The 22,090-nt window shown below is 61.5% G+C and carries 25 protein-coding genes; 21 read left to right on the forward strand and 4 right to left on the reverse strand.

What is annotated here, in order from left to right; translation table 11 throughout:
• Positions 1–41 precede the first annotated feature (41 nt).
• On the reverse strand, positions 42–2,372 hold the full coding sequence (recD2, locus tag TK49_RS23575; RefSeq protein ID WP_157774051.1) for an SF1B family DNA helicase RecD2: 2,331 nt from the start codon (positions 2,370–2,372) through the stop codon (positions 42–44).
• A 98-nt stretch (positions 2,373–2,470) separates the two neighbouring features.
• Here recD2 and TK49_RS23860 point away from each other — a divergent pair, with 98 nt between their 5' ends.
• The 17 genes from TK49_RS23860 (at position 2,471) to TK49_RS23660 (ending at position 13,515) form a co-directional block, all read left to right on the forward strand.
• On the forward strand, positions 2,471–3,484 hold the full coding sequence (locus tag TK49_RS23860) for a Sak single strand annealing protein (protein WP_024542432.1): 1,014 nt from the start codon (positions 2,471–2,473) through the stop codon (positions 3,482–3,484).
• 104 nt (positions 3,485–3,588) lie between these two features.
• A complete protein-coding gene (locus TK49_RS23865; RefSeq protein WP_024542431.1) occupies positions 3,589–4,128 on the forward strand; it encodes a deoxynucleotide monophosphate kinase family protein in 540 nt (179 codons plus the stop codon).
• 8 nt (positions 4,129–4,136) lie between these two features.
• Positions 4,137–4,412, forward strand: coding sequence for a hypothetical protein (locus tag TK49_RS23590; protein ID WP_157774052.1), 276 nt, complete (start codon positions 4,137–4,139; stop codon positions 4,410–4,412).
• A 101-nt stretch (positions 4,413–4,513) separates the two neighbouring features.
• Positions 4,514–4,855 (forward strand): hypothetical protein, encoded by a 342-nt coding sequence (locus TK49_RS24735; protein WP_024542429.1) that lies wholly within the window; start codon positions 4,514–4,516, stop codon positions 4,853–4,855.
• A 17-nt stretch (positions 4,856–4,872) separates the two neighbouring features.
• Complete coding sequence (locus TK49_RS23595; RefSeq protein WP_024542428.1) at positions 4,873–5,154, forward strand: hypothetical protein; 282 nt, start codon at positions 4,873–4,875, stop codon at positions 5,152–5,154.
• Positions 5,155–5,464: 310 nt separating this feature from the next.
• Positions 5,465–5,986 carry a hypothetical protein gene (locus tag TK49_RS23605; RefSeq protein WP_157774053.1) on the forward strand — a complete coding sequence of 174 codons (522 nt, stop codon included), beginning with the start codon at positions 5,465–5,467 and terminating at the stop codon, positions 5,984–5,986.
• A gap of 107 nt (positions 5,987–6,093) precedes the next feature.
• Positions 6,094–6,312 carry a hypothetical protein gene (locus TK49_RS23610; RefSeq protein ID WP_024542425.1) on the forward strand — a complete coding sequence of 73 codons (219 nt, stop codon included), beginning with the start codon at positions 6,094–6,096 and terminating at the stop codon, positions 6,310–6,312.
• Positions 6,305–6,757 carry a zinc-finger-containing protein gene (locus TK49_RS23615; RefSeq protein ID WP_024542424.1) on the forward strand — a complete coding sequence of 151 codons (453 nt, stop codon included), beginning with the start codon at positions 6,305–6,307 and terminating at the stop codon, positions 6,755–6,757. Before TK49_RS23610 ends, TK49_RS23615 begins: the two co-directional genes overlap by 8 nt.
• A gap of 110 nt (positions 6,758–6,867) precedes the next feature.
• Positions 6,868–7,674: a hypothetical protein gene (locus tag TK49_RS23870; RefSeq protein WP_052698657.1), complete on the forward strand. Its 807-nt coding sequence runs from the start codon at positions 6,868–6,870 to the stop codon at positions 7,672–7,674.
• Between the two features lie 107 nt (positions 7,675–7,781).
• Positions 7,782–8,717, forward strand: coding sequence for a lambda-exonuclease family protein (locus TK49_RS23625; RefSeq protein WP_045220681.1), 936 nt, complete (start codon positions 7,782–7,784; stop codon positions 8,715–8,717).
• Between the two features lie 132 nt (positions 8,718–8,849).
• A complete protein-coding gene (locus TK49_RS23630) occupies positions 8,850–9,227 on the forward strand; it encodes a hypothetical protein (protein ID WP_045220683.1) in 378 nt (125 codons plus the stop codon).
• Positions 9,220–9,711 carry a hypothetical protein gene (locus TK49_RS23635; protein ID WP_045220685.1) on the forward strand — a complete coding sequence of 164 codons (492 nt, stop codon included), beginning with the start codon at positions 9,220–9,222 and terminating at the stop codon, positions 9,709–9,711. The genes TK49_RS23630 and TK49_RS23635 overlap by 8 nt, the downstream gene beginning before the upstream one ends.
• Positions 9,712–9,847: 136 nt before the next feature.
• Positions 9,848–10,558, forward strand: coding sequence for a hypothetical protein (locus TK49_RS23640; RefSeq protein ID WP_045220687.1), 711 nt, complete (start codon positions 9,848–9,850; stop codon positions 10,556–10,558).
• 172 nt (positions 10,559–10,730) lie between these two features.
• On the forward strand, positions 10,731–11,117 hold the full coding sequence (locus tag TK49_RS23645; protein WP_024542420.1) for an antitoxin Xre/MbcA/ParS toxin-binding domain-containing protein: 387 nt from the start codon (positions 10,731–10,733) through the stop codon (positions 11,115–11,117).
• Complete coding sequence (locus TK49_RS23650) at positions 11,117–11,818, forward strand: RES family NAD+ phosphorylase (RefSeq protein WP_024542419.1); 702 nt, start codon at positions 11,117–11,119, stop codon at positions 11,816–11,818. The genes TK49_RS23645 and TK49_RS23650 overlap by 1 nt, the downstream gene beginning before the upstream one ends.
• A gap of 104 nt (positions 11,819–11,922) precedes the next feature.
• Positions 11,923–12,792 (forward strand): hypothetical protein, encoded by an 870-nt coding sequence (locus TK49_RS23655; RefSeq protein ID WP_024542418.1) that lies wholly within the window; start codon positions 11,923–11,925, stop codon positions 12,790–12,792.
• 201 nt (positions 12,793–12,993) lie between these two features.
• Positions 12,994–13,515, forward strand: a complete 522-nt coding sequence (locus tag TK49_RS23660) for a hypothetical protein (protein ID WP_024542417.1) — start codon at positions 12,994–12,996, stop codon at positions 13,513–13,515.
• 240 nt (positions 13,516–13,755) lie between these two features.
• Here the strand turns inward: TK49_RS23660 and TK49_RS23665 are convergent, their stop codons facing one another.
• Together TK49_RS23665 and TK49_RS23875 are read right to left on the reverse strand one after the other, a co-directional pair.
• Positions 13,756–15,072, reverse strand: coding sequence for a carbon-nitrogen hydrolase family protein (locus tag TK49_RS23665; RefSeq protein ID WP_024542416.1), 1,317 nt, complete (start codon positions 15,070–15,072; stop codon positions 13,756–13,758).
• Positions 15,069–16,988 (reverse strand): ATP-binding protein, encoded by a 1,920-nt coding sequence (locus tag TK49_RS23875; RefSeq protein ID WP_167669783.1) that lies wholly within the window; start codon positions 16,986–16,988, stop codon positions 15,069–15,071. The genes TK49_RS23665 and TK49_RS23875 overlap by 4 nt, the downstream gene beginning before the upstream one ends.
• A gap of 270 nt (positions 16,989–17,258) precedes the next feature.
• Between TK49_RS23875 and TK49_RS23680 the strand changes: the two genes are divergently transcribed.
• Positions 17,259–18,971, forward strand: coding sequence for a tyrosine-type recombinase/integrase (locus tag TK49_RS23680; protein WP_024542414.1), 1,713 nt, complete (start codon positions 17,259–17,261; stop codon positions 18,969–18,971).
• 24 nt (positions 18,972–18,995) lie between these two features.
• Here TK49_RS23680 and TK49_RS23685 read toward each other — a convergent pair whose 3' ends face one another.
• The gene (locus TK49_RS23685) at positions 18,996–19,898 is read right to left on the reverse strand and encodes a hypothetical protein (protein ID WP_024542413.1); all 903 of its coding nucleotides are present in this window, start codon (positions 19,896–19,898) and stop codon (positions 18,996–18,998) included.
• Positions 19,899–20,058: 160 nt separating this feature from the next.
• On the opposite strand from TK49_RS23685, the gene TK49_RS23690 reads away from it, so the two are divergent.
• The 3 genes from TK49_RS23690 to TK49_RS23700 all read left to right on the forward strand — a co-directional run bounded on the left by TK49_RS23690 (position 20,059) and on the right by TK49_RS23700 (position 21,994).
• Complete coding sequence (locus TK49_RS23690; RefSeq protein ID WP_024542412.1) at positions 20,059–20,274, forward strand: hypothetical protein; 216 nt, start codon at positions 20,059–20,061, stop codon at positions 20,272–20,274.
• Positions 20,267–21,286: a toprim domain-containing protein gene (locus TK49_RS23695; RefSeq protein ID WP_157774054.1), complete on the forward strand. Its 1,020-nt coding sequence runs from the start codon at positions 20,267–20,269 to the stop codon at positions 21,284–21,286. Before TK49_RS23690 ends, TK49_RS23695 begins: the two co-directional genes overlap by 8 nt.
• Positions 21,287–21,391: 105 nt before the next feature.
• On the forward strand, positions 21,392–21,994 hold the full coding sequence (locus TK49_RS23700) for a hypothetical protein (protein ID WP_024542410.1): 603 nt from the start codon (positions 21,392–21,394) through the stop codon (positions 21,992–21,994).
• Positions 21,995–22,090 lie beyond the last annotated feature (96 nt).

Raw genomic sequence — 22,090 nt, forward strand, 5'->3', positions numbered from 1 at the left:
AAACCCCCCCTTTCTCTTCGCCCCCACTTCAGCGTGATCTCTCACGCCACGAGGCGAAAAATTCCTGTCTCGTCCTCCTGCGATTTGTTCGCCAGCAACTGGCAAAGGCGCGTCACGCGATTGGCCGCATCGCGCTGGCGCACGGCCGCGGCGATCGCGCGCGACTGGCCCACCAGCACCACCAGCTTTCGCGCCCGCGTGACACCTGTGTAGAGCAGGTTGCGCTGGAGCATCGCCCAGTGCTGCGTGACCATCGGAATGATCACCGCCGGCGCCTGCGAGCCCTGCGACTTGTGGATCGTCATCGCGTACGCCAGGCGCATGTCGTCCAGATCGTCGAACGGCACTGCCACGTGTTTGCCGTCGAACGACACGTGCAGGACCGAGTTGTCGTCATCGACGGCCTCAACCAGGCCCATGTCGCCGTTGAAGATCTCCAGGTCGTAGTTGTTGCGGGTCTGCAAGACCTTGTCGCCAACACCGAAGCACGCGCCATAGCGGCGAACGACGGCCGACGGATGAGGGTTGATGGCCTGCTGCAACGCTTCGTTGAGCGCTCCAACTCCGCATGCGCCCTTGTTCATCGGCGAGAGCACCTGGATGTCGCGCACCGGGTCGAAGCCGAACTTGGCCGGCAAGCGGTTCGTGATCAGATCCCGGATGACATCCGCGCAGGCCTGCGCGACGGCGGCCGGCACGGCATCCTCGTCCTTGATCGACAAGGCGTCGCTCAAGCTTGTCGTGTTCTTCTCCGTCATGAGGAAGAAATCGTCACCGTGCACGCCTTGCTCGGGGTTCTTCCCATGGTTGATGGCGTGCGCGTTTCGGATGATCAGGCTGCCCTGGGCCTGCCGGAAAACCTCGTCCAGGATCACGACCGGGACCCGGCCGCTGCGGATAATGTCGCCCAGCACGTTGCCGGGCCCAACCGAGGGAAGCTGGTCAACGTCGCCTACCAAGATCAGGGCGGTGCCGCGCTTCAGGCCGCGCATCACGTTGCGCATCAGCGGCACGTCCACCATCGACATCTCGTCGATCAGCAGCGCGTCCGCCTGCACCTGCTGCAACTCCTTGGAGTCGCCCCCCTTGAGGCCGAGCAGACGGTGAATCGTGCTGGCTGGTTGCCCAGTGGCCTCGGACGCGCGCTGTGCAGCCTTGCCCGTAGGGGCCGCCACAGCCACGTTCAGCCCCATCTCGCGCATGGCCGCCAGAATGACGTTGGTGGTCGCCGTCTTGCCGACACCGGGTCCGCCTGAGATGACGCACACGCGGCTGTTGAGCGCCATGACCACTGCCTGGCGCTGCTTGTTGGCCAGCTTCATGTTCACGCGCGTCTCTATCCGCGCAATCAGCGCAGCGGTGCCGCCAGCCGGCTCCTTCCATGGCGCCATCAGATCGGCCTTCTCGATCAGGCGCTCGCAGACGAATTCCTCGGCGGCGGCCAGCCAGCGGAAGCAGACGCAGTCCTCGTGCTGCACGAACTGCGGATTGTCGACCTGGTCATTCAGGTCCGCATCGAGGATGGGCGCAATACACTCGGCACCGACACCGAGCGCCTCGACGTTGAGCTCAAGGAATTTCGGGCGGGGGACGCCGACGTGCCCCTGGCCAACGGCCTCCTGCATGACGTAGATCATGCCGGCGCGTATGCGCTGCGGGCTGTCCGTGGGGATGGCCAGGCGTTTGGCGATCGTGTCCGCCGTCTTGAAGCCGATTCCGCGGATCTCCAGGCACAGCCGGAAAGGATCGGACTGGATTAGCTGGACGGCCTTGTCGCCCCAGGCGCGGTAGATGCGCCGACAGAGGGCGGCGGAGACGTTCTGGCTGTGCAGGAACAGCATGATGCTGCGCACCTGCCGCTGCTCATCCCATGCCGCCTTGATGCGCTCGACCGTGGCGGGGCCGAAGCCCTTGATTCCAATGAGCTTGTCGGGCTCTTCATCCAGCACGCGCAGGACATCCACACCAAAGGCGGCGACCAGTGCGGCGGCCTTCTTCTGACCAATGCCGGCAATCGTGCCCGAGCCCAGGTAGGCGGTAATGCCTTCGGGGGTGGTCGGGTTCGTCGCGGTGATGCGGTCCGCCTTGAACTGCGGCGAGCCATTGCGCTGAGTCCACTTGCCGGTGGCAGTCACAAACTGCCCCGGACCGGCGTTGGTCACGCCGACACAGTGGATCTCCGGCGGGCCGTTGCGGTCGGGGTTGCGCAGTACGAGAACGCTCCAGTCGTTCTCCTCGCTGCGAAACGTGACGCGTAGCACCTCGCCGTTCAGGGTCGCTTCAGCCATGACGTTGCGAAATCTTGCTCTTCCTCCGATGTTGGAAACAAAGTATGCTTTACGTTGCGCATCTTGGCAATCTTTATGAAACAAACATATTGCTGATGTTGTGTGCCAGGCTTTTTCTCTTTCCGTCCTGACAACCAGTCCTGAATCCCGGCAATTCCGCCGGTCCATGACAGGAGAAAGAGATGGAATTCATCGAAGGCATCAAGGTGCAATACAAGGAGCTCGTCGCTGACGCCAACGGCCAGTCCTACATTCCGTGGGCCGCTGCGCTCGCCATCGCTGAGCGCCCGCAGCAAAACGTGGTGATGTGGAAGGGCAATCCTGCGCGTACGTTGCTGGGCGGGGCGGTCGTGGCCATCGACATGAACGGACATCGGACCTGGCTGCCGATCCTCGATGCGCGCAACGAAGCGGTCCCGACCTCGCGTCTGACGTCTCGCGACGTGAACGACGCGATCAATCGCTGCCGCGCCAAGGCGATTGCCTCGGTGCTTGGTGTTGGACTTGGCCTGTACGGCAAGTACGACGAGGCAGCGGCGTTTTTGCGCGCCCTCAACGTAGGTCCAGCAACTGACCTCGCAAAGATGGCGCCCCTGACCGTGAAAAAGGGGGGTGACAAGGGGCCGTCGTACGTTTCATGGCCCGCCGCGCTGGCGGCATGCCGGATCACCGACCCGGAGTTCAGCTGGGAGGTGATCGAGTATGAGTCGGTTGACCCGGTCAGCGGGGAGATTGGCGAGCAGCCGTACGTCGTCATTGGCCAGAGCTATATGGTCTCGGTCAAGGTGACCTACAAGGGCCAGAGCCACATCGAGATGCTGCCCATCATGGGTGTCGTCGAGGTGAACGGCAAACGGCGCGAGCACATGGCGCTCACGACCCCGACGCCGCACGATTGGAACCGCGCCGTCATGCGTTGTCTTGCAAAGGGCATCGCGGTGCAGTCCGGTTATGGCCTGAACGTCTACGCGAAGGAAGACCTGGAGGCGTTGCAGACCACGTTCGTTGGCAGTGGGTCGCAGCCCGCAGGAGCCTCCGTCGAGGCGATCAACGCGTTGCGCGAAACGCTTTCGCGAGTCGACCGGTCCGAAGACTCGTTGATGACCTGGCTCGGCAAGCCCGGCTTGGCGCTTGACACCCTGACCGCAGCGGAGATCCAACGCGCTATGCGTGCGCTGGAACCCAAGGCTGCCTGACCAACCAACCGCCCCGACATCAGTATGTCAGGGCGGTTTTTCTTTGCCGGCTTACCGCAACCATTTGCGAAACCGGCCTGTTGCCGGAAAGAAAGGAGAGAGTCATGAAGAGCAACATCATTGGCCTAGCCGGTATCAAGCGCAGCGGCAAGGACACAGCAGCCAATGCGCTGCGCGCGGCCGGTTACGTGACCGTGGCCTTCGCCGACGCGCTGCGCGAAGAGATTTTTGCGCAATACCCTCAGGCTCGCAGAATCGCCGATGAGGACAAGGAGAAGCCTCAGGATTTCCTGAGCGGGAAGTCTTTGCGCGATCTGCTGATCGAAGTTGGAATGGGCCGGCGGGCGCAAGACCCGGACTACTGGGTGAAGATCCTGCGCGATCGCATCCGGGGCCTAGTCGCAAGCGGAAAGCGCGTGTGCGTCACGGATACGCGCTTGCCCAATGAGTTCGCGATGCTGCGTGAGCTCGACGCCTTCATCGTCTGGATCAATCGGCCTGGCATCGAGCCAGGGGCGCACGTTACCGAGCAGGACCACTCTTCGCTGTGCGATGCCGTGGTGCACAACGACTCGACGCTGCAGACACTGCACCAGAAGCTCATCGCCCTGCTGACGCAGATCGACATGGAGGTAGCCGCGTGATGGTGCCAATGTTCGAAACCGCTTGGGTTGGCCAGCGGATTACGTGCGCGCGGGACACGCTGATTGTCACCTTCTCGGGCCTGAGCGTTCACGTTCCAGAGGGCGGCAATTGCGTGGTGGAGCAGGGCGCAATGCTCTCGATCTTCAACGCGTCGGGCGTACCGATCTGCCTAATGCCGCTCATTGATGTGGCCGAAAGTTTTCCGTGCCGGTCATGCGCAGACGAGGAGGAGTCACTGGACGTCTGGGACTTCGACGTTCCAAGCGCAAGGACATTGAACTGAGGAACCGCCGTGCCCGCAAGGCTCGGCGGTTTTTTCTTTGCCCGTGGCCGCAACCAATACCGAACCCCCGGGCATTCCGGGACATTTAGGAGCAGATCCAAATGATTGCACCCATTTTCACTCAGGGCTGCCGCCCGATGCTTGCTGCAATGCTGTCGATGCTGGTCTCAATGGCATCGCAAGCACAAGTGCCGCAGCCTGCGGCAAACGCTCACGATGTAACCGTGGTCACTCTGTACAGCGAATTCCGTCCGGCTCCAGGCACGCTTCGAACCGAAGACAAGCCTGAGCGTCCGCCGATCCAGATTGTTGGCGGAGGCGTCAAAAGCGCCGGCCCTTCGTGTTGGGACATGGATGAGTCCGGCCAGATCGTTCCTGTCGCTGGCGAATGCTACGTCCTCCGGTCGGCAGCACCTGGCGAGAAGCCGCCAGTTCGGCAATAAGCGGGGAGGGGCACACCATGACTGGACAGCACATCGTCACCATCGGTGCTCACCTGCGCACGAACTATGGCACCGGCCCCTACGTCGTTCGAGAGATCGACGGCCCATGTACTTGCGTCGAATACCACGACCAAATCAATGGTCGGGAGCGCCCGTCGCAGGAGCACTACCACCTGGTCGTGCGCCGGCCGTGCGGCAAGGGCGGCGACTACTACCTCAACGGATTCACCCTCGATGGCCGGTCAGTATGGGGCAAGGACCGCTTGTTCGAGGTCAACCAAATGGAGCTTTTCGCATGACATCCCAGGTGCAAAGGAAGCCGAGCGATGAGGAGATTATCCGCATCGCCCGCGGTGCCATCGGTGACTTCCCCTGGCGTCTGACTCGCGAGACGTTCGTGCAAGCGGTACGCGCCGTTCTGCATCACGTTGCGTGCGAGCCTACTGTGCACGGTCCGGGACCGAAGCCTGAGGAGATGCCAGGCTTGATCCAAACCTGACATACGTACTAAGCCCGCTTCCTCGATGAGGAGGCGGGCTTTTTTATGGTCGGGCATGACAACCAACGTGGAACCCCGGCGATTAGCCGGACATCAATCGGGAGATGAAATTGGAAAAAGTCTATTCGCAGGCAGAATTTGAGGCGGCCTTGCAGGCTGCTCTGGTCGGCGCCGAGCCGGTGGCTTGGTCTTACGAACTGGCCGGCACCCTGTTAGCTGACGGCCAGTACGGGAACTGGCGGCCATATCTGACATGGAGTAAGCCCAACGTGCCGGAGGGCGCAATCCGAAATCTGAAGGCGCTGTGCGAGCGGTCCTCCAGCCATGATGGCGCTGGGGATCTGAAGCTAGGAGGGTACAGCCGAGAAGACATCGAGGCGATTGCCGACGGGCTCGAATGCTACGACAAGACGGTGAACGTCGGTCCCGTACAGGGCGAGTTTGACGAGCTCCTCCCTTCGGCGACCGCGGCCGCTGCGAAGGTCTTGCGCGCCATTCTTTCCTCTTCGGCTACTGACCTTTCTGGCCAGCGGGCGGGCGTGTCGGAGGATGCAGCGCGATGGAACCAGTGTGCCGCCGCGCCCGCACAGCAGCAGGAGCCAACCACTCCAGGCGTGCATTCCGCGCCTTGATTTCGACCAGAGCCCGCTTCCTACATGGAGCGGGCTTTTTCTTCGGCAGCGCGAGACAACCATCCTGGAAAACCGGCGCTCCCGCCGGACCTTTACAGGAGATCAACATGCAAAACGATGTGCCCGCTTTCATCGGCTTGTCTGCGGTGCGCCTGGCCGCGCAAGTCGGCAAGACGCTGGCGCGCATTCCCGTCGAGCGCCAAGAATTTCTCTTCGGGGCTGGTTCGACACCGGAACCCCAACGCGAGGGCTACGCGTTGACTGCAAAGTGGCCCCGCAAAGCCCGCGCCCCTGGCGCCGCGCAGCAGGAGCAGGACCATGCGTGAGAAGACACCTTGGAATCCATCGCGCCGTGCCATTGCGCGCGTGCAGAACCCGCTGCCGGCGCCGAAGGTGCACGAGGCCTGCGGTGGCTCCGTCGAGATCGTCGGCAACGAGAAGATCTACGGGCGGCCATATGGCGACTGGCCGTGGGCGTATCGCTGCTGCGGCTGCGGAGCCTACGTGGGAATGCACCCCTTCACCGCGATCCCCCTGGGGACGTTGGCGGACGGACCCACCCGCGAGGCGCGCAAGCGAGCCAAGGCGGCATTCAATCCGCTGTGGCAGTCCAGGCAGATGACTCGCTCGGAGGCCTACGCTTGGCTTGCAGGCCAACTTGGGATCGCGTGCGTCGATGAATGCCACATTGGCTGGTTCGACGTCCCCACGTGTGAACGGGTTGTTATGGCCTGTGCCCGGCGATCGGCTGGCGCTATTGCCCCGGCGTGACTGCTGATGTGCAACCAATCCCGTCTGCTACAGGCGGGATTTTTTTTTGCCCCCCACTGACAACCACCTGCGAACCTTGGCAATCCCGCCGAGATCCACAGGAGACCTGTATGCCAGGACCAGACTTCTTTCAAACCATGATGGGCCGCAACTTTTTCGAGGGCACTATGCCGTCGATCGCGCGCAACCTTGCGACGATTGCCGAGGCGCTGAAGCGTAGCAATGAGCTACTCGAGCAGAAGCCCTCGACAGCGGAAGGTCAGCCGCGCGATGCGATACCGCTGAACAAGCTGCAGCGCATCGCAGTCAGCGGCTATGAGGACGGAACGTATTCCGCACTGCGGTCGGTCCGTGAGTTCGAAGGAATCGGCGACACGCTGATTCTGGCCATCGTTCGTGAACTAGAGGACGCAGATAGCACGACATGCGCGCTGAATCGTCTGCAGGGCATGGCCGCTCAGATCTCGCAAGTCGTCGGCGCCATCGAATCGTCCGCTGGCCAGCCGCCGGCAACGGCAGAATGGGCGCCGGAGAAGGGCGTCATGACCGACGCGCAATTCATTGCCCGTCGTGGTTGTCATTGCCCCTCTTGCGGGAGCAATGACCTTTCCTGCCAGGGGCATATCGAAGGCGAGGAAGCTACCGCTTCGCAATCGGTGAAGTGCGAAAACTGCAGTGCAACCTGGGTCGACACATATTCGTTGAGCGGATATGCCGAACTGGATGGTGGCATTGACCTGAAGTCAGTCCAATCCATTGTCGATGAGGTGCGGAGCCGCGCGCAGACGTACAGATTCGCGATCGGAAGCGAAGTCCAGGCGCGCGAAGCCGTCAATAAAACTTGCGATCAGGTCGATCCTTCATTGAGTGAGGCCGAAAGAACGATCGCTGTGAAGCTGCTCCGAGCCGCCGATTGATGTTCCACCAAACCGCCTCGCGAAAGCGCAGGCGGTTTTTTCTTCTTCGCGCTGAGCAACCACTCCTGAAAAACCGGCAATCCCGCCGGACTTTGCAGGAGGAAAAAATGAAGCAGGTTGCATTTACCACGTCCTCGGGCTCGCCCGACAACGATGCTTGGCACGCTTGGCGTGCGCAGCATTTGGGCGCGTCCGATGCACCGGTGATCGCAGCAGGACGCGGCTTGTGCAGCAAGCCGTCGTGGGCGCGGTCTCTACACGCCCTCTGGCTGGAGAAAACCGGGCAACTGCCGCCGCAGAAATCGAACTTCGCGATGAATCGGGGTCGGCAGTACGAGGAAACTGCCCGCCTGGCGTATGAGGCGAAGACGGGCGAAATGGTGTCGCCTTGCTTCGGCGAGTGCGAACCCTTTCCGCAGCTTTCGGCATCGTTCGATGGCATGAGCCTGGATGGCAATACGATCGTCGAGATCAAGGTGCCATCCGCGAAGGTTCACGAGATGGCCAAGAATGGCCAGGTGGTCGATTACTACGTGCCACAAATCGCGCACCAGGCGCTGGTCGCTTGGGGTATGCCTGAGTCCTGGGGCAACGACAAGCGAGCGTTCTTCGTGAGCTACGACCCGGATAAGGACGAACTGGTCATCGTGCCGGTCGACATGGGCGAACTGGCGATGATGGCGAAGCGGTTGCTGCCGTGTCTGCTGGACTTCTGGCAGGCGGTGTTCGAGAAACGTCCTCCGCTTGGCGATGGCATGGAGCCGCTTGCGCAAGCCTACCTGGAGCTGGTCGACAGAATTGGCGACCTCGAAGGCGAGAAAGACGCGCTGCGCGCGCAACTCATTGAGTTGGCAGAGAAGCAGGGTGGCCGCGCCGAAGGCTATGGCGTGTCGGTGATCAAATCCATGGTCAAGGGCACGATCGACTATGCCAAGGCTGCCAAAGATTTGAACATCGACTTCGAACCGTACCGCAAGCAAGGTAAGGAGACCTGGTACGTGAAGGCCAGCGGCCAGAGAGAGGGGCAGCAAGCGAGCGCGTGATCGTTCGTCAGCTGAATCACACCACCATCACACAACCCGCCAGCACACGCTGGCGGGTTTTTTCATGTGCCGCGCGCAACAACTACAGGGGAAACCGGCGAATCCCCGCCGAAGATGAGAGGAGAACCCCAGATGAAGAACGTAATCGAGGTCGGCGCTGGCCCTTCCTGCGCGGACGTGGCCCAGGTCGGCGAGGTGAATTTTGCCGTGCGCAATCGTAGCGAGTGCAGAGCATTCATTCGCCAGATCGAGCGCGCCTATGGCCAGCCTCCAGTTGGCGTGAGTCTGGTGCTGACCACCAATCAGCACGAATTTGGCACCTACCGCGAAGTTGGCATTGAGATCGAGCCGCTTAGCATTGAGCAAGTCCGGACGGCTTCGGACTGGGCCAATGCGGTCGAGTCTGATTCCCAGTGCAAGCTGGAGGACTGGGACGCCGAGGCTCTGTTGGAGTTGGGCTTGGAGGCGAATGCAACGCAGAGCGCTTCGCAGGCTGTCATCCATGGCTGATTTCATCAATGTAGCCATCGCCGCCATCCCCGTGGTGAACAGGAAGGCCCTGGACGACGAGGACAGGCATGTGCCCGCCGTGTATTCGGTCATGGTGGCCACCGGCCTGTCCGAAGGCAGCATGGCAGCTGCGGCGCTCGATGTCTTCCATTCGGAGATCGGCGTGGATGTGCTCGATGATTTCGAGTTCTTCGTGATTGACCCGCGCACCGGCCGCGTGCTGGAGCAGGACGAAGACCACGAGGACTACTCGAAAACGCACCTCGGGCGCGACGTGGAACGTATCGGTGACAAGCTGCCCGGGATCTACTCGGTGACCGTTGAAGCCGTCGGCGACGACGTGGCAGTCACGGTGCTCGGCATTATCAAGGTCGCGGCAGACAATAAGCCTGAAGCGAACCGGAAAGCCCTCGACATCCTATGGGATGACCGGCTCGATGCGGCAAGCTGTTCGGCCCGCTGCCACAGCGTGCGCTGTCGTTAAGCGACTGTAAATCAAGCAACCAGGCCCTGTTCTCTTCGGAGACGGGGCTTTTCTCATTGGCCCGATTTTCTATGTCCCGGCAGGGCAACCACTCTGGAATACAGCCAATCCCGGCTGGATACTCAAGGAGAATTCCATGAGCAATTTGAACAAGTTGTTTGACTTGACCGATGCGCTGAACGAGTCGGGCAGCAATGAAGGCTGCGAAGCCGATCTGATGGTGGTGAGTTCCGCGCGACTCTGGGATCTAACGCAATACGTGCGGCTACTCAAAGCAGTCGAGCAGTCCCAGAATGTGGAAGACCATGCCAACGCCAACAAAATCTGTGAACGCCTCCTCAATTCGGAAGAGCACTCTGTTGAGTCGGCAATTCCAGGGGTGGCGGAGGATGCGGTGGAGGTGATCAACCGCCTTTCTATCGCTATGAAAGCCACTCAGGTCGCGCTATCGCAAGCCATGCAGCATTCGGAGGAAAGGGCGCGGTTTGTCAAACAGATTGCTGATCTCAGCATCTGGGATTTCGAAAAGGATGACGGCACCCCGTACAAAGAATGCGAACGGCCTTCGGACGGTTTCCTCGATTCCCATTGCTGCTTGATGGCGAGCATCGAGGAGGCACGACGGATTGACCTGCGTGCCGCCCTTGAGGCGTTGAATTCGCCGCAGGGCGAGGACAGCGAGGACTGGACCGGCCGGGTGGAGATGAGCGTCACTGCTGATTCTCCCGAGGAAGCAGCAAAGTTCACGCTCGATGACATTCGCGACCGCGAACTGGAAGGTATCAACGTCGATGTCCAGAACGTTGGCAGCGGTCGTATCGTGACCGTGTTTGTCAAGAACGCGTAGGCCAGTTCACGGATGCGGTTGCCGCTCAAGCGCAAGCCTCAAAGGATGTCCAATTCGGTGCGCCGAATGAAGCACATAACCACAGAACAGCCGGGCCTCATGCCCGGCTTTTTTATTGCCAATGAAAGAATCGCGATATATGATTTCTATAGCAAGAAACCGGACTCAACAAATGGGAACCAACGCAATCGTAGGGAAGCAGAATCAGGCGACCGCCGGCGCGGTGCTGACGAAGGCCGCCCTGCGCTCAGCGGACCTGCTGGGGTTGAATAACGCCATGCTTGCACGTGTGGTCGGTGTGAGCGAGTCGCAAGTCTCGCGCATGGCCGCCGGCCAGCGGCAACTGGAGATCGGGACCAAACCAGCAGAGCTCGCGACATTGCTCGTGCGTGTCTACCGTTCTCTGGATGCCATGGTCGGTAACAGCGACCAGCACCGCAAGCTCTGGATGTCTTCCTTTAACCGCGCCTTCAACGAAGTCCCGAAGGATGCGATCCAGAAGGTGGACGGCCTCGTGCGGGTGGTGAGCTATCTGGACGGCGCGCGCGCCATCGCCTGATGCAGTGGCACGCAGAATGGCTGGCATCGATTGGCACCCAACATCGCGATCTCTGGCGCGCGGTGGAGGCGCAGCATCGCGTTGCGACGATGCGTCTGGCGGACTCTCTGGATGAGCAGCATCTACTCGAGCAATTGCTTGAGGATAGCAAGCCAACGTTGCCTGTCGAAGCCGAAGGGGCGCCCTATCTGCTTTCGACCCCCTTTCGCTATGTCTCTCAGTGGTCCTCGCGCTTTCGCCGTCCAGGTGAGGGCGGTGCTTGGTACGGAGCCGACGAGCCAGAGACCGTCGCGGCAGAAATCGCCCACTGGCGCTGGAAATTCTTTATGGACAGCGAGGGACTCAAGGACACGCAGCTTGTCGTGGAATTGACGTTCTTCCAGGCACACTTTTGCGGGCTAGAGTTGGATCTGACCGAACCGCCCTGGAACGCGCACCGCGCCAACTGGCGTGATCCCGAGAATTACGCTCACTGTCACGCGCTTGCAACGCATGCCAGAAGCCTTATTCCGCCTACGGGTGCAATCCGGTACGAATCTGCGCGTAGGGAGTACGGAGCCTGCCAGGTGGTGTTCGACGTCCAGACACTGAGTATGCCAAACGCCTGTTTGCAACAGACCTGGGTGTGCAAGACGACAGCCGAGCGTGTTCTCATTTCACGGGACGACACGGTGCTGCAGTTTGATATGCCCGAGGCGTAGCAGGCTCCCAAAGATAGTCCCCCGAAGGCCGCAGGTTTTTTTCTGTCCTTACCAGGCAACTATCTCCGAATCCCGGCATTTCGCCGGACCTTGAGGAGAGCCACATGAAAGTGACAGTCACCTGGGGCCAAGACACCCCCGCCTACGCAACCGAAGTCATTGAAGTGCCGGATGACGCCAACGATGGCCAGATCATCGAAGCGGTCATGGCAAGGGCGGATGCTGTCGGCAATCTCGTTTTCGATCCGTCGTACGATTGGACCGGCCTGCGCGCTGTTGAAATCTCGGCGCCCGACGGGCGAGTCATTGATAACGACGTCGCCATCGAGCCGTCTGGCGAAGACCTGGGCCTGGTGGTGCGAAACGTCATGAGCGGTGCCGTGAGTCTGGAGGCCATGCTTCACGAGGCCGAACGCCAGAACATCGTACCCGCGCAAGAAGTCATCGGGGCGCTGAAGCTGGCCGGGGACGCCATGGCAGCACGCAAGGCGCTTCCGGAAATCCCGTCGTTCACGCCGTACCAGCTGGTGATCGATGCCTTCGCGTGCAACCAAGACGGGGATAGCCCGTCTTACGCTGCAATCGAGGTCAAGCCGGAGTTTCTGGCCAAGATCGCTCGCGTGTCGGCAGCTGCTTCGGCGGCCGGCATTCGGGTGGCGCATGTTGACGCAGACAATGGCATCTGGAGCGATCCGGATAACAGTCTGCGTATGCGCGACAGCGAGCTTGTGGTGTATCCGCAGCACGGGGCGGGGAACACCTCGTTCTGGTTCCGTGGGCATCCCAAAAACGCGGACTACGACTGCGAGACGCGAGCGATCGATCTCAACGATCTGATCACCAGTGTCAGCACCGATGGCGAACTGCCTTCCGGGTTCGAGCGCGACCGTGGCGTGTTGTTCTACGACGGCGGCGCGGGGACGGCGATCGATCTGAGGGATCTGTACTTCGAAGGGAGCGATGCCGAGCACTGAGCAGGCGCATTACGCCTACCCGGACGAGCAATTTCAGTCCGTTCACCTGACCGAAGAACTGGAGGCCTGATCACGGCCCCAAGGACTCGGGCATTGACCCGAAAACCGGCCTGCGCGCAAGCGTGGGTCGGTTTTTTCTTTTTGGCATCGCACAACCATTCCCGAATCCCGGCAATTCCGCCGGACTATAAGGAGCAAGACATGGCAAATTGGTATGGCAGTGCACGGACGAACTATGTCCGCCTCAACGATGGCGTGACAGTTGAGGCATTGCAGGAGCACCTTGAGCTCATCGGCGCCGATCTGGAAATGTGGGAAAAGGAAATCGAGGGAGGCTTGCACGTCGGCTTCGGCGCAGGCGACTCCGACAACGGCGGTTTCCCCTGCTGGTTGTCTCCGAACATCCCGGACCGTGAGGCTGACCCCGAAGGCTTCGCCCGCTTGGCGAAAGCCTTGCAGGTGCCCGAGGACGACCTGGAGGGCACCGATGAAGCTGAGTTTTCGTGGGAGCAGCACATCATGCCGTTCGTTGCGGAGGGCGAGGTGCTGGTTGCGCAGGAGATCGGTGCAGAGAAGCTGCGCTATCTGACTGGTCACGCCACTGCTTTCATACGCCGCGGTGAAACCATCCAGAAGGTCGGCGTTTCTATCCGCGACATCTATGAGGAGGCTGCAGAGACTTTCGGCGTGGATGCGACGAAGATCATCGAGGCCACATACTGATTCACTCAAGACCCCCATGCAGCCGTGATCGGCTGTGTGGGGGTTTTTGTTTTTCAGCTTTCAGTGGGTCGGTGGCGCGAGCGTAGGATCATTCGGTTGTCGACGCACCCTAAGCATCGACTACTTGACCGCCGTTACCTTCAACTTTCGTCCATGTAGCAACCTGGCGTTGGTACTTTCTGCAGCTAGTGTCACCAGCAGTGCCAAGAAGAAGATTCTGCGCATCTAGGCCTTCCTGCATCAATTGACGGAGAATGGAGCATGTGAAACTGGCCGCGCCCAGTTCACCGCGCGAAGTAAAGGCACGCCCCAAATCCGGGCCTGCATGCCGATAGCGCGAGTTTGAGCGACCGCGTTGCCGTCGTGAGCGAACCACTGGTTGGCAGCTGAAATGAGCAGCGCCGGGGTCGTGCCATGCGCGGTCATCTGCAGACGCTGGGCAATCAGCGGCCACAATAGCAGATCCTCATAGCAGATCGAGATTAACGCCGGGCCGTAGCGAGTCTGCAGGCCGCCCCCGGGTGCCCGCATCGGGTAGTGCTCATCTGCCCACGGTCTCCACATTCCAATTGGCATGGGCATTTGCGCTGTGTAGTGCTGGTCCGTTACCAGGTCGAGCAGAGTGTCACGCCCGTCATGCTGGGTGAGTGGATCGGTCTCATAGACTCCCAGCAGAACCGTCGCCTTCTTCTTCCTTGCCAACTCTGCGATGTCGCTCCAGTAGAAGGCCTGGCCGTCATTCCATTGCGCGTTCGCGCCCTCAGGTAGCACGATCAGGCGGGCGCCTTCGTCGATCGCGCGGCGCACCTGCGCCTTGAGGTCGTCCTGGCGGGCAAAGCGCTGCTGCAGAGCCTCCGGATAGTCGCCGAGATACGTCGTCATCGCCCAAGCAAGATCGGGAGCGGCAGGCAGACGATATGTGGCAGCCTGGAGTGCGCCCCATAGTAGCGCTGCGATGAGCGCAGCCGTCACTGCCTTATTCCCGCTGGTGCGCGCCGTCGAGCTCCAGGACGCGATGGCCAGCAGCGCGGCGATCAGCGCTACGCCAGCCAGCCCCCAACCCGGGAACAGCGCGCCGGCTGCCAGAAGGGGAGAGGCCATACCAAGTATGCCCAGTGGGGGTACTGCGCCCAGACTCAGTCCGCAAAGGATGCCGATCCAAGGCCGGCCTCGCGGTGCGAGGAGGAAGGGGGCGGCCATTATCAGCGCCCAGCCTAGCCAGGCCATCACGCCTGGGGCCACCGAGCCTGCGAAGAAGCCAGTCCACAGAGATGGAATCGCCGAGCCGGCACCGAGATACCAGCCAAAGAACAGCAGTGCCACATCGCGCCGGCGGTGTTTCGGCCGAAATGCCAGCGTCATGGACAGCAGGGCGAAGCCGAACAGCATGCGCTGGGCATCGTTGGGCGCCAGCCAGCTTGTGCTGATGATGGATTCGATGGAAAACCAGCCGGCGAGCGCGCCGAGGGCGGCCCAGCTGCCCGCTGTAGACAGGTTGGACCAGGGAAGTGCGGCGCGCAGGCGCGCGCCTACCGGGGACGATGCTGCCGTGCTCATGCAGCCGCCATTGCCGCGCGCGCGGCCTGTACATGCTCGAGCAATACTACTGCCTTCTTCCCCGTGTTCTGTCCACCCATGGCATCCATCACAGCCATGTTCTTGGCGTCCTTGAGCGCCTCCAGGATCGAGGCCTGGGACAGCCCAGTCAGCACTCCGGCCGCCTGATCCACCCAAGACACCGGATCCCCTTCACCGAGGAAGCCGGCGTGCTCGGACGCCCACCAGGCCACCACATCTCGAACGACGTCGCCGTCGGGCAGCCCAATCTCCACACGCGTCCCGAAGCGCCCACCGCGCACGGCTGCAGCGTCGATCATGTCCGGATTGTTTGTCGCCGCGATCCACACCACGTCCTGCAGCATGCCGCCGGCGCCGTCGATGAGTTGCAGCAGAGCGTTGGTAGCCTCCTTGGTCGCGCTCATCGAGCGATCGGCGAGGATGTCATCCGCTTCGTCGATGAAGACAATGGCCGGGCGCATGTTGCTCGCCTTGTCGCGCAGCTTCTGCACGGCGTCCTCCGACATCAGTTGCTTGCCCGAATACACGAGCAACGGCCACTGGCACGCCTTGGCTAGGGCAGACGCCGCTGCAGTCTTGCCCGTGCCCGGCGGGCCGGAGAACAGAACGCCCTTGGGCAGAGTGCCGCCTAGTTCCTCGAAACGGTCGAGATCGCGCATCTGCGCAGCGAGGTTTTCCAACCGGCGCTTGACTTCAGGCGCATAGAACAGCTGGCCGATCTCCTTCGTGCCCTCCGCGGCGCCGCCCTTGTAGCCTTGCAGTGTCCGCATGGCCTTGAGCAGATCCGAGAAATTGACCTCGCTTGCATTGCCCGCGCGAGCGATCTCGATGGCGCGTTGGGTGGCTTTCTGGATCGTCGGCACATTCAAGCCGCCCCAGCGCCGCACGAGCCGCTCGAGCACCCCATTGTCGATGCCGATGCGTTCCTTCTTAAGCTCGATGTCGATCAGGTGGGCGCGGGCTTGCGCGTCGGGCAGCGGCACCTCCACGGGGAAGTCAAAGCGCGCCGCGCGCACCGCCGCCTCGTCCAGTCGGTCCTTGAAGTTGGTCGCCGCCACCAGCAGCACGCCGGGATGGTGGGTGCGCGTGTCGTCCACGAGCGAGAGGAACGTCGTCACCATCCGGTTGTATTCCTCGTAGCTGCCCGATCCGGAGCGCTGGCTGACCAGGCTGTCCGCTTCGTCGAAGAACAGCACCACGGGCGCCTGCGCCCAGGCGTCCTCAAACACCTTGCGCAGATTCTCGGTGGTGGCGCCAACCCACTTGGACGCCAGATCGCCGTAGCTCACCTTAATGAGCCCCAGGGCGGCCTGCCCAGCCAGGGCGCTGGCCATGAGGCTCTTGCCGCCGCCAGGAGGGCCGAACAGCAGGACGCCATTGCCCGATTTCTCTTGCCAGGCCGACAGCGCACGGCGCATATCGCTCTTGAGGGTCTCCTGACCAACGATGCTGTCGAAGTTCACACTGGGGCGTGCCGCACGGAACTGGAAGTTCTGCGTCGGCAGCTGCGTCTGATCAGCGGCACCGGCAGGGGCGGTCGCGTATTGTTCCTCCCAGACCAGCAGCAGATCTTGATTGGGCATAACGACTGGCTTGGTTGTCAGCGCCATGGCTACCGCAAACAGCGTGTAGATCGCGCCAACAATGAGCATGCCCGCGCAGCCCGGGACGATCCAGCCGGCGAGGGAAGGGAAGGTACGGGCAGCTGCATGCCACGCGATACCTGTTGCAACCATAAGCACTAGACCGGGGCTGATGGGAAGGTTGTTCAGCTTCATGTCGAGCAGCTGCCGCAACAGGTTGAAGAGCGCCGCAACGCTCAGCAGCACCAGCAGTGCGATCAGGCCGAACACCACGCCATGCGTCGCAGCCGGGAACAGGCTGAGCGCGGCCATGATGCTCACCGGCACGATGAGCAATGCCGTAAAGCTGCGGGTGCTGTAGACCTCGGCGCTGGCACTCTTGAGTTGGTTCATGGTCAGTGGCTCGTGGACTTCGAATAACGATCAATTTGTGTTGTGTTGCGAGTATATGTAGCAACACTGCGAGAAGCAAGGTATGATAACTATCAAAATCAAGCAGCCAGGGATGCGCGGCTCGACATCATTAGAATGGCTGCAGATCCAACCCCAGAGCGGTATCCCGGCCGCGCATCGGACGGACCTATGCGAATCGATCTTCCGCACATTGCCTTCTTGCGCAGCGTCATCGATGGCATGGACGTCAACGCTGCGTTCGACCGTTACCTGTCGCTGATTTATGACGGCCGGCGCGTCGATAGTAGCTTCGTGCGCCAGACTCTAATGGAGGTGCATGAGACTTGCGCAGGCGCGGCCTTAGAGGCGGGCAAGCCCGAGCTTGCCAAGCTGTTCGACTTCGACGTGCTCGCACTCACGGGCAATAGCGAAACTGCGCCTGAAAAGGAGCGGATCACCGTCGGCGGCGAAGCCATCGTTCAAGCGCTCGAGCAGATCGAGACGCAGTTTGCGCGCCGTCCTGTGCCAAGCGACCCGATCGATGACTGGTTTGCACCGCGTATCGCGTCGTGTCTGCAGGCCAGTGGGATCGTGTCTTTGCACGCGTTGTGCGTACGGATGATGAGTCCATACTGGCACACGAGCATCAGCGGCATCGGCCGACTCAAGGCCGAGCGCCTTGAGGCCTTCATGCGCGAGTGGTCGTTGACGACTGATGAGCGCGCCGCCTGGCCGGCTGTGCCGATCGACACGGGATCGCAGGCCGCCGACAACGCCGAGTTGTTGGTGCCGGCCACGTTTCTCACTTTGGTGAACGTGCTGGACGATCCGGCCAGTGCAAGTAACGCGCTAGGAGCGCAGACTCATGCCGACGCGGTACGTGCATTTCTGTCGCGCTACAGCGGCCACACCTTGCGCGCCTACCGCCGCGAAGTCGAGAGGCTGCTGATCTGGGCTACGTTCGAGCGCCGCAAGCGCATTGTCGAGTTCGTGCGACAAGACGTCATTGCTTACCGGGACTTCCTGGAGGATCCCCAGCCGCGCGAGCACTGGTGCGCGCCGAGGAACATTCCGAAGAACAGCCCAGCGTGGCGTCCACTGGAGGGACCGCTCTCTGAGGCCAGCCTGCGCCAGTCCACCATCATCATCGGCAAGATGTTCACGTTCTTCGTGCAGACGGGCATCATGCGCCTCAATCCGGCACTTCACCTGCCGCGGCCGGGCCGGCAGAATTTGCGTCAACAGTTCGGGCGCCGCCTGCTTTCGCGAGCCGATCTGGACCTGCTGCGCGAGCACGCAGGCCCAGGCGCGCGCGGTGAGCGTACGGTTTTGCTGCTCGATTTGTTGTACGCCACGGGTCTACGCATCTCAGAGGCCGCTGGTGCGATGTTCAAACATGTCATGCCACTCGGCGAGGGTTACCTGCTTGGTGTCGTCGGCAAAGGCAAGAAGTATCGGGAGGTGCCTGTTCCCGCCGAAATCATCGATAGGGCACGGCGCATGGCGCATGCGCGCGGAGCCCAAGGTGCACGTGCCAATGGCGCGTATCTGCTGGGGTGGGTGGGCCCGAAGGGCCTGACCATTTCTCTCGATCCATATGAGGGCGTGAATGCGTCGGTGCTCGCGCGAGACGTGAAGCAAGCGGCAGAACGCGCTGCCGAGAGCGTGAAGGCTCAAGATCCGGCGCGTGCGGAGCGCCTACTTGGCGCCTCGGCGCATTGGCTGCGGCATTCGCACGCCTCGCATGCGCTGGAGGCGGGTGTCGCTTTGGCGGCGGTCCAAGCCAACCTGGGCCACACGTCGCTCGTCACCACTAGCGTCTACGCTACGACCGAGCAAAGTCTGCGCATGCAGCAGATGCAGGAGTTCTGGCAGCAGTCGTCCGGCGATTCCGATCGATAGCTACCCAGGTGGCTGGGATACGGCCTAATCAGTGTCTGCTACGTTGGTCACGATCGATGGCTCGAGCACCCACTCTGCCGCCGGCGCAGCTGCCTTGTCGCTGGACAGGAAAAAGTAGAGCGTGCAGCCCAGGCCTTCGCAATGTTCCAAGGCCTGATGCATGACGTCATGCCGATGTTCGAGCATCAGTTCCGGATTCGCGCGGTCCTTCAGGGACAGTTCGTTCTTCAGCCGGATCGTGAACGTCTTCACCGTGCCAGTGCGCGCTGTCGCGACGATCCTGTATTCGCAGGCATCGCGCTCGACGAGCTCGGGCGGCGTGCGCAACGTATGCAGTGCGCCATCCTCGGCGACCCTGATCTCGAACCAATACGCGAAGGCGGACTGGATCTCCTCTTCACTGAGCTCGATGCCCTGGGCCTTGGCCGATCGAAGAGCGTATTCGGGATCCGGGATCAGCGAGTCGATCGTGCCGTGTTCGTAAGGGCGCACCGCGACGATCCGGGTGCCGCGGCCGACGGACACCATGACGATGATTGCGCGGCCAGCGTGCCAGAGCGCGTAGGCGCGCAGCGGCTCGGCGATGATCGGCGCGAGCTCAATCCCTCCGTGTTTCCGGGCCATGTCGCTGAGATCGGCTATCGAGCAGTCGTACACGGACGTGGGATCTTCGCCCAGGCCAATTAGCCAGCTGGTGAGGTGCGCCACTACGGGGCACTGCACGATACCCGGGATTTCAAACGCATAGTCCTTGCAGGCGTTCAGGAATGCAGCCGGGCTCAGCCCAGTGATCTGCTCGATGTCGCGCCGGACAGCTTTGGGGACGACGAAAATGGGGGAGGCGGTCCGCTGGGGAGATTCACTCATCTCGACATGCTGCGGACGATCGATTTTATGGGCGAGCAGCCCAGCGATGGCTTGAAACATATTGTTCTCCAGATGGCACCCAGGTGAACGCGGGGGTGCTGTGTCCGCGTGAAATTCATCTTACTTGGCAATACCAACTCGCGCAACACCCTTTTTTGTCTGTGCCAGCTAACAACTACTTCTGAACCCCCGGGATGTCCGGGATTTTCAGGAGACGATCATGGTTTGGCTGATTGCTTTGGTTGGTGCTTCCGCTCTGCTGTTCTGGTGGCGCCTGCTTGTCGTGATGGTGAAGTCCAATGCTGGCCAGGCGTTTCTACGTCGCGCGTGCTTTTTCGTCGGCGCTGCTTGGCGTCAGAAGAGTCTGCGACGCGCGGCCAGCCTGACGCGCCAAGCCGAGTGGAAACACACCTGGCTGGGAGGTCATCGTGGTTGATCTTCCCGAGCTTGTTCAGGAACAGGGTTTTGCCCTGCGCAAGCAAGGGAGGACATGGGGCGGCGCCAGCTGCCCCTCGTGTGGTGAGGGGCAGGAAACCTCGAACCGGCTGTGCGTCTATGTAGGAGACGGTGGGAAATGGCGCTTCAAGTGCCATGCCTGCGGGATCCGAGGGGACGCGGCCGACTTCCTTGCCGTTTCACGCGGCATTTCCTTGCGTGCCGCGCTTAAGGAGGTCCAGTCTCGTACTGGAGTCGTTCAATCTCAACCCTCCAAGGCTCCCCGCCGAGAGGCGGGTCCAGCGCCTATCGACGATGGCGCCAAGGCGCAAGCCATCAACGTCATCGTGGACAAGCTGCTGGATTCGCAGGAAGGCAAGCGCGACGCGCAAGCCTACTTTCGACGCCGGGGCATCTCGAGCAAGGTGTTCCAGGAGGCGTGGGGGCGAGGCATCATCCGCAGTCTGCCATCGCAGTCGCCGATTGCCACTCGTTGGCTTCGCGAACAGATCGGTAGCATCCACCTGATGGCGTCAGGCCTACTGCGTCAAGGCGCAGCGTGCCCGGCGGCAGCTTTCCGCCCGATCGTCGGCATCCTGCCGAAGAAGTCTGGCGTGGAGTTCCGCCTGAACCACGAGGCTGATCGCACGGAGGTCAAGGCGTTGCGCTATGGGCGTTTGGTCTACCCATGGTGGTGGCGGCCGAATGGCGAGATGCACCGCCTGATCGTCGTCGAGGGGTACATCGACATGCTCAGTCTGGTTGAGCAGGGGCAAGACAAGGACACCGCCATCATGGCGCTGCCGGGCGCTAATTCGTGGCGTCTGCCCTGGTTCGAGACCCTGAAGCAGCGCAATCCGAATCTGGAGGTGCTGGTGGCCCTTGATGCGGATGACGCTGGTGATCGCACCGCCGCGACGATGATTGAAGCCGTCGCCGGCGTCGGTCTGAAAACCCAGCGCTTGCGCCCCGAGAAAGGCAAAGACTGGAACGAAGCCCTTTTGGCTGCATGAACCGAACCCGTCGGCGCGTTTGCGCTGGCGGGTTTTTTTCTTTTTTCCGGCCGAACAACTAATGGGGAACCCCGGCGCATTGCCGGTTATTACCAGGAGCCCATCATGAGCGAAAACAACGTGCCTACCCATGGGGTCGAGCGTGCACGTCAGCAGCAGTCCCCACAAGACCAACTGGTTCGAGCGCTTTGCGAACAGGGCGTTGCCGTCTACCAAGTTGGGAACCTGTTCGAAACGGATTCCAACGGCATTCCCATTCCAGAGTGCGACAGGGACAAGTGGTTTGTCTCTGTGCTCGCAGATTCTCCTCTCGTGGCGAAGGTAGAGGCCATTCCCCTCTCATCAACTGAGGCCGAAGCATGGGAGCTCGCGGCACGGCACCTGATTCTGACCGATGAGCGCGTCGAGTTGGGAGGCACGGTTCTACGTCAGAACAATGACGCGGGCAGCGGGGAAGCCTCGAGCGACGAGGCGACAAGCTACCTCCTGAAGAAGCCGCTCAAGCTTTCGTTCACGGTCGAAGTGCACGATTGCTGTAGCGGCTTTGACGTGGTGCTGCCGGACGGTCGACGTTGCGACGGCCTTGGCTGGGACGAGATGCTTGGGCAGGTCGCACACCTGACACACCCGAATCTTGGAGCGCCGCGATATGCCATGCGGACCCCCGAAGAGTGGGCTGCGTACAGAGCAGAGATTGCCAGACGATAGTAACCAAACCGGGCCACGCGCCTGCTTATTTCGGGAAAGACGATACGGTCGACGACGTGGAAGAGAATTAACGCAATTCAGGACAACCAGAAAGGA

This window comes from Ralstonia mannitolilytica (assembly GCF_000954135.1).
Classification (GTDB): Bacteria; Pseudomonadota; Gammaproteobacteria; order Burkholderiales; family Burkholderiaceae; genus Ralstonia; species Ralstonia mannitolilytica.

What these genes read in the sequence shown, in the direction of transcription:
- TK49_RS23875 (WP_167669783.1), bottom strand. Translation starts at nt 16,988, where the DNA reads ATGGCCGCGCTCAGCCTGTTCCCGGCTGCGACGCATGGCGTGGTGTTC.
- TK49_RS23615 (WP_024542424.1), top strand. Translation starts at nt 6,305, where the DNA reads ATGCGTGAGAAGACACCTTGGAATCCATCGCGCCGTGCCATTGCGCGC.
- TK49_RS23655 (WP_024542418.1), top strand. Translation starts at nt 11,923, where the DNA reads ATGAAAGTGACAGTCACCTGGGGCCAAGACACCCCCGCCTACGCAACC.
- TK49_RS23700 (WP_024542410.1), top strand. Translation starts at nt 21,392, where the DNA reads ATGAGCGAAAACAACGTGCCTACCCATGGGGTCGAGCGTGCACGTCAG.
- TK49_RS23685 (WP_024542413.1), bottom strand. Translation starts at nt 19,898, where the DNA reads ATGTTTCAAGCCATCGCTGGGCTGCTCGCCCATAAAATCGATCGTCCG.
- TK49_RS23865 (WP_024542431.1), top strand. Translation starts at nt 3,589, where the DNA reads ATGAAGAGCAACATCATTGGCCTAGCCGGTATCAAGCGCAGCGGCAAG.
- TK49_RS23640 (WP_045220687.1), top strand. Translation starts at nt 9,848, where the DNA reads ATGAGCAATTTGAACAAGTTGTTTGACTTGACCGATGCGCTGAACGAG.
- TK49_RS23635 (WP_045220685.1), top strand. Translation starts at nt 9,220, where the DNA reads ATGGCTGATTTCATCAATGTAGCCATCGCCGCCATCCCCGTGGTGAAC.
- TK49_RS23660 (WP_024542417.1), top strand. Translation starts at nt 12,994, where the DNA reads ATGGCAAATTGGTATGGCAGTGCACGGACGAACTATGTCCGCCTCAAC.
- TK49_RS23645 (WP_024542420.1), top strand. Translation starts at nt 10,731, where the DNA reads ATGGGAACCAACGCAATCGTAGGGAAGCAGAATCAGGCGACCGCCGGC.
- TK49_RS23610 (WP_024542425.1), top strand. Translation starts at nt 6,094, where the DNA reads ATGCAAAACGATGTGCCCGCTTTCATCGGCTTGTCTGCGGTGCGCCTG.
- TK49_RS23595 (WP_024542428.1), top strand. Translation starts at nt 4,873, where the DNA reads ATGACTGGACAGCACATCGTCACCATCGGTGCTCACCTGCGCACGAAC.
- TK49_RS23665 (WP_024542416.1), bottom strand. Translation starts at nt 15,072, where the DNA reads ATGAGCACGGCAGCATCGTCCCCGGTAGGCGCGCGCCTGCGCGCCGCA.
- TK49_RS23870 (WP_052698657.1), top strand. Translation starts at nt 6,868, where the DNA reads ATGCCAGGACCAGACTTCTTTCAAACCATGATGGGCCGCAACTTTTTC.
- TK49_RS23860 (WP_024542432.1), top strand. Translation starts at nt 2,471, where the DNA reads ATGGAATTCATCGAAGGCATCAAGGTGCAATACAAGGAGCTCGTCGCT.
- TK49_RS23680 (WP_024542414.1), top strand. Translation starts at nt 17,259, where the DNA reads ATGCGAATCGATCTTCCGCACATTGCCTTCTTGCGCAGCGTCATCGAT.
- TK49_RS23630 (WP_045220683.1), top strand. Translation starts at nt 8,850, where the DNA reads ATGAAGAACGTAATCGAGGTCGGCGCTGGCCCTTCCTGCGCGGACGTG.
- TK49_RS23650 (WP_024542419.1), top strand. Translation starts at nt 11,117, where the DNA reads ATGCAGTGGCACGCAGAATGGCTGGCATCGATTGGCACCCAACATCGC.
- TK49_RS23590 (WP_157774052.1), top strand. Translation starts at nt 4,137, where the DNA reads ATGTTCGAAACCGCTTGGGTTGGCCAGCGGATTACGTGCGCGCGGGAC.
- TK49_RS24735 (WP_024542429.1), top strand. Translation starts at nt 4,514, where the DNA reads ATGATTGCACCCATTTTCACTCAGGGCTGCCGCCCGATGCTTGCTGCA.
- TK49_RS23690 (WP_024542412.1), top strand. Translation starts at nt 20,059, where the DNA reads ATGGTTTGGCTGATTGCTTTGGTTGGTGCTTCCGCTCTGCTGTTCTGG.
- TK49_RS23625 (WP_045220681.1), top strand. Translation starts at nt 7,782, where the DNA reads ATGAAGCAGGTTGCATTTACCACGTCCTCGGGCTCGCCCGACAACGAT.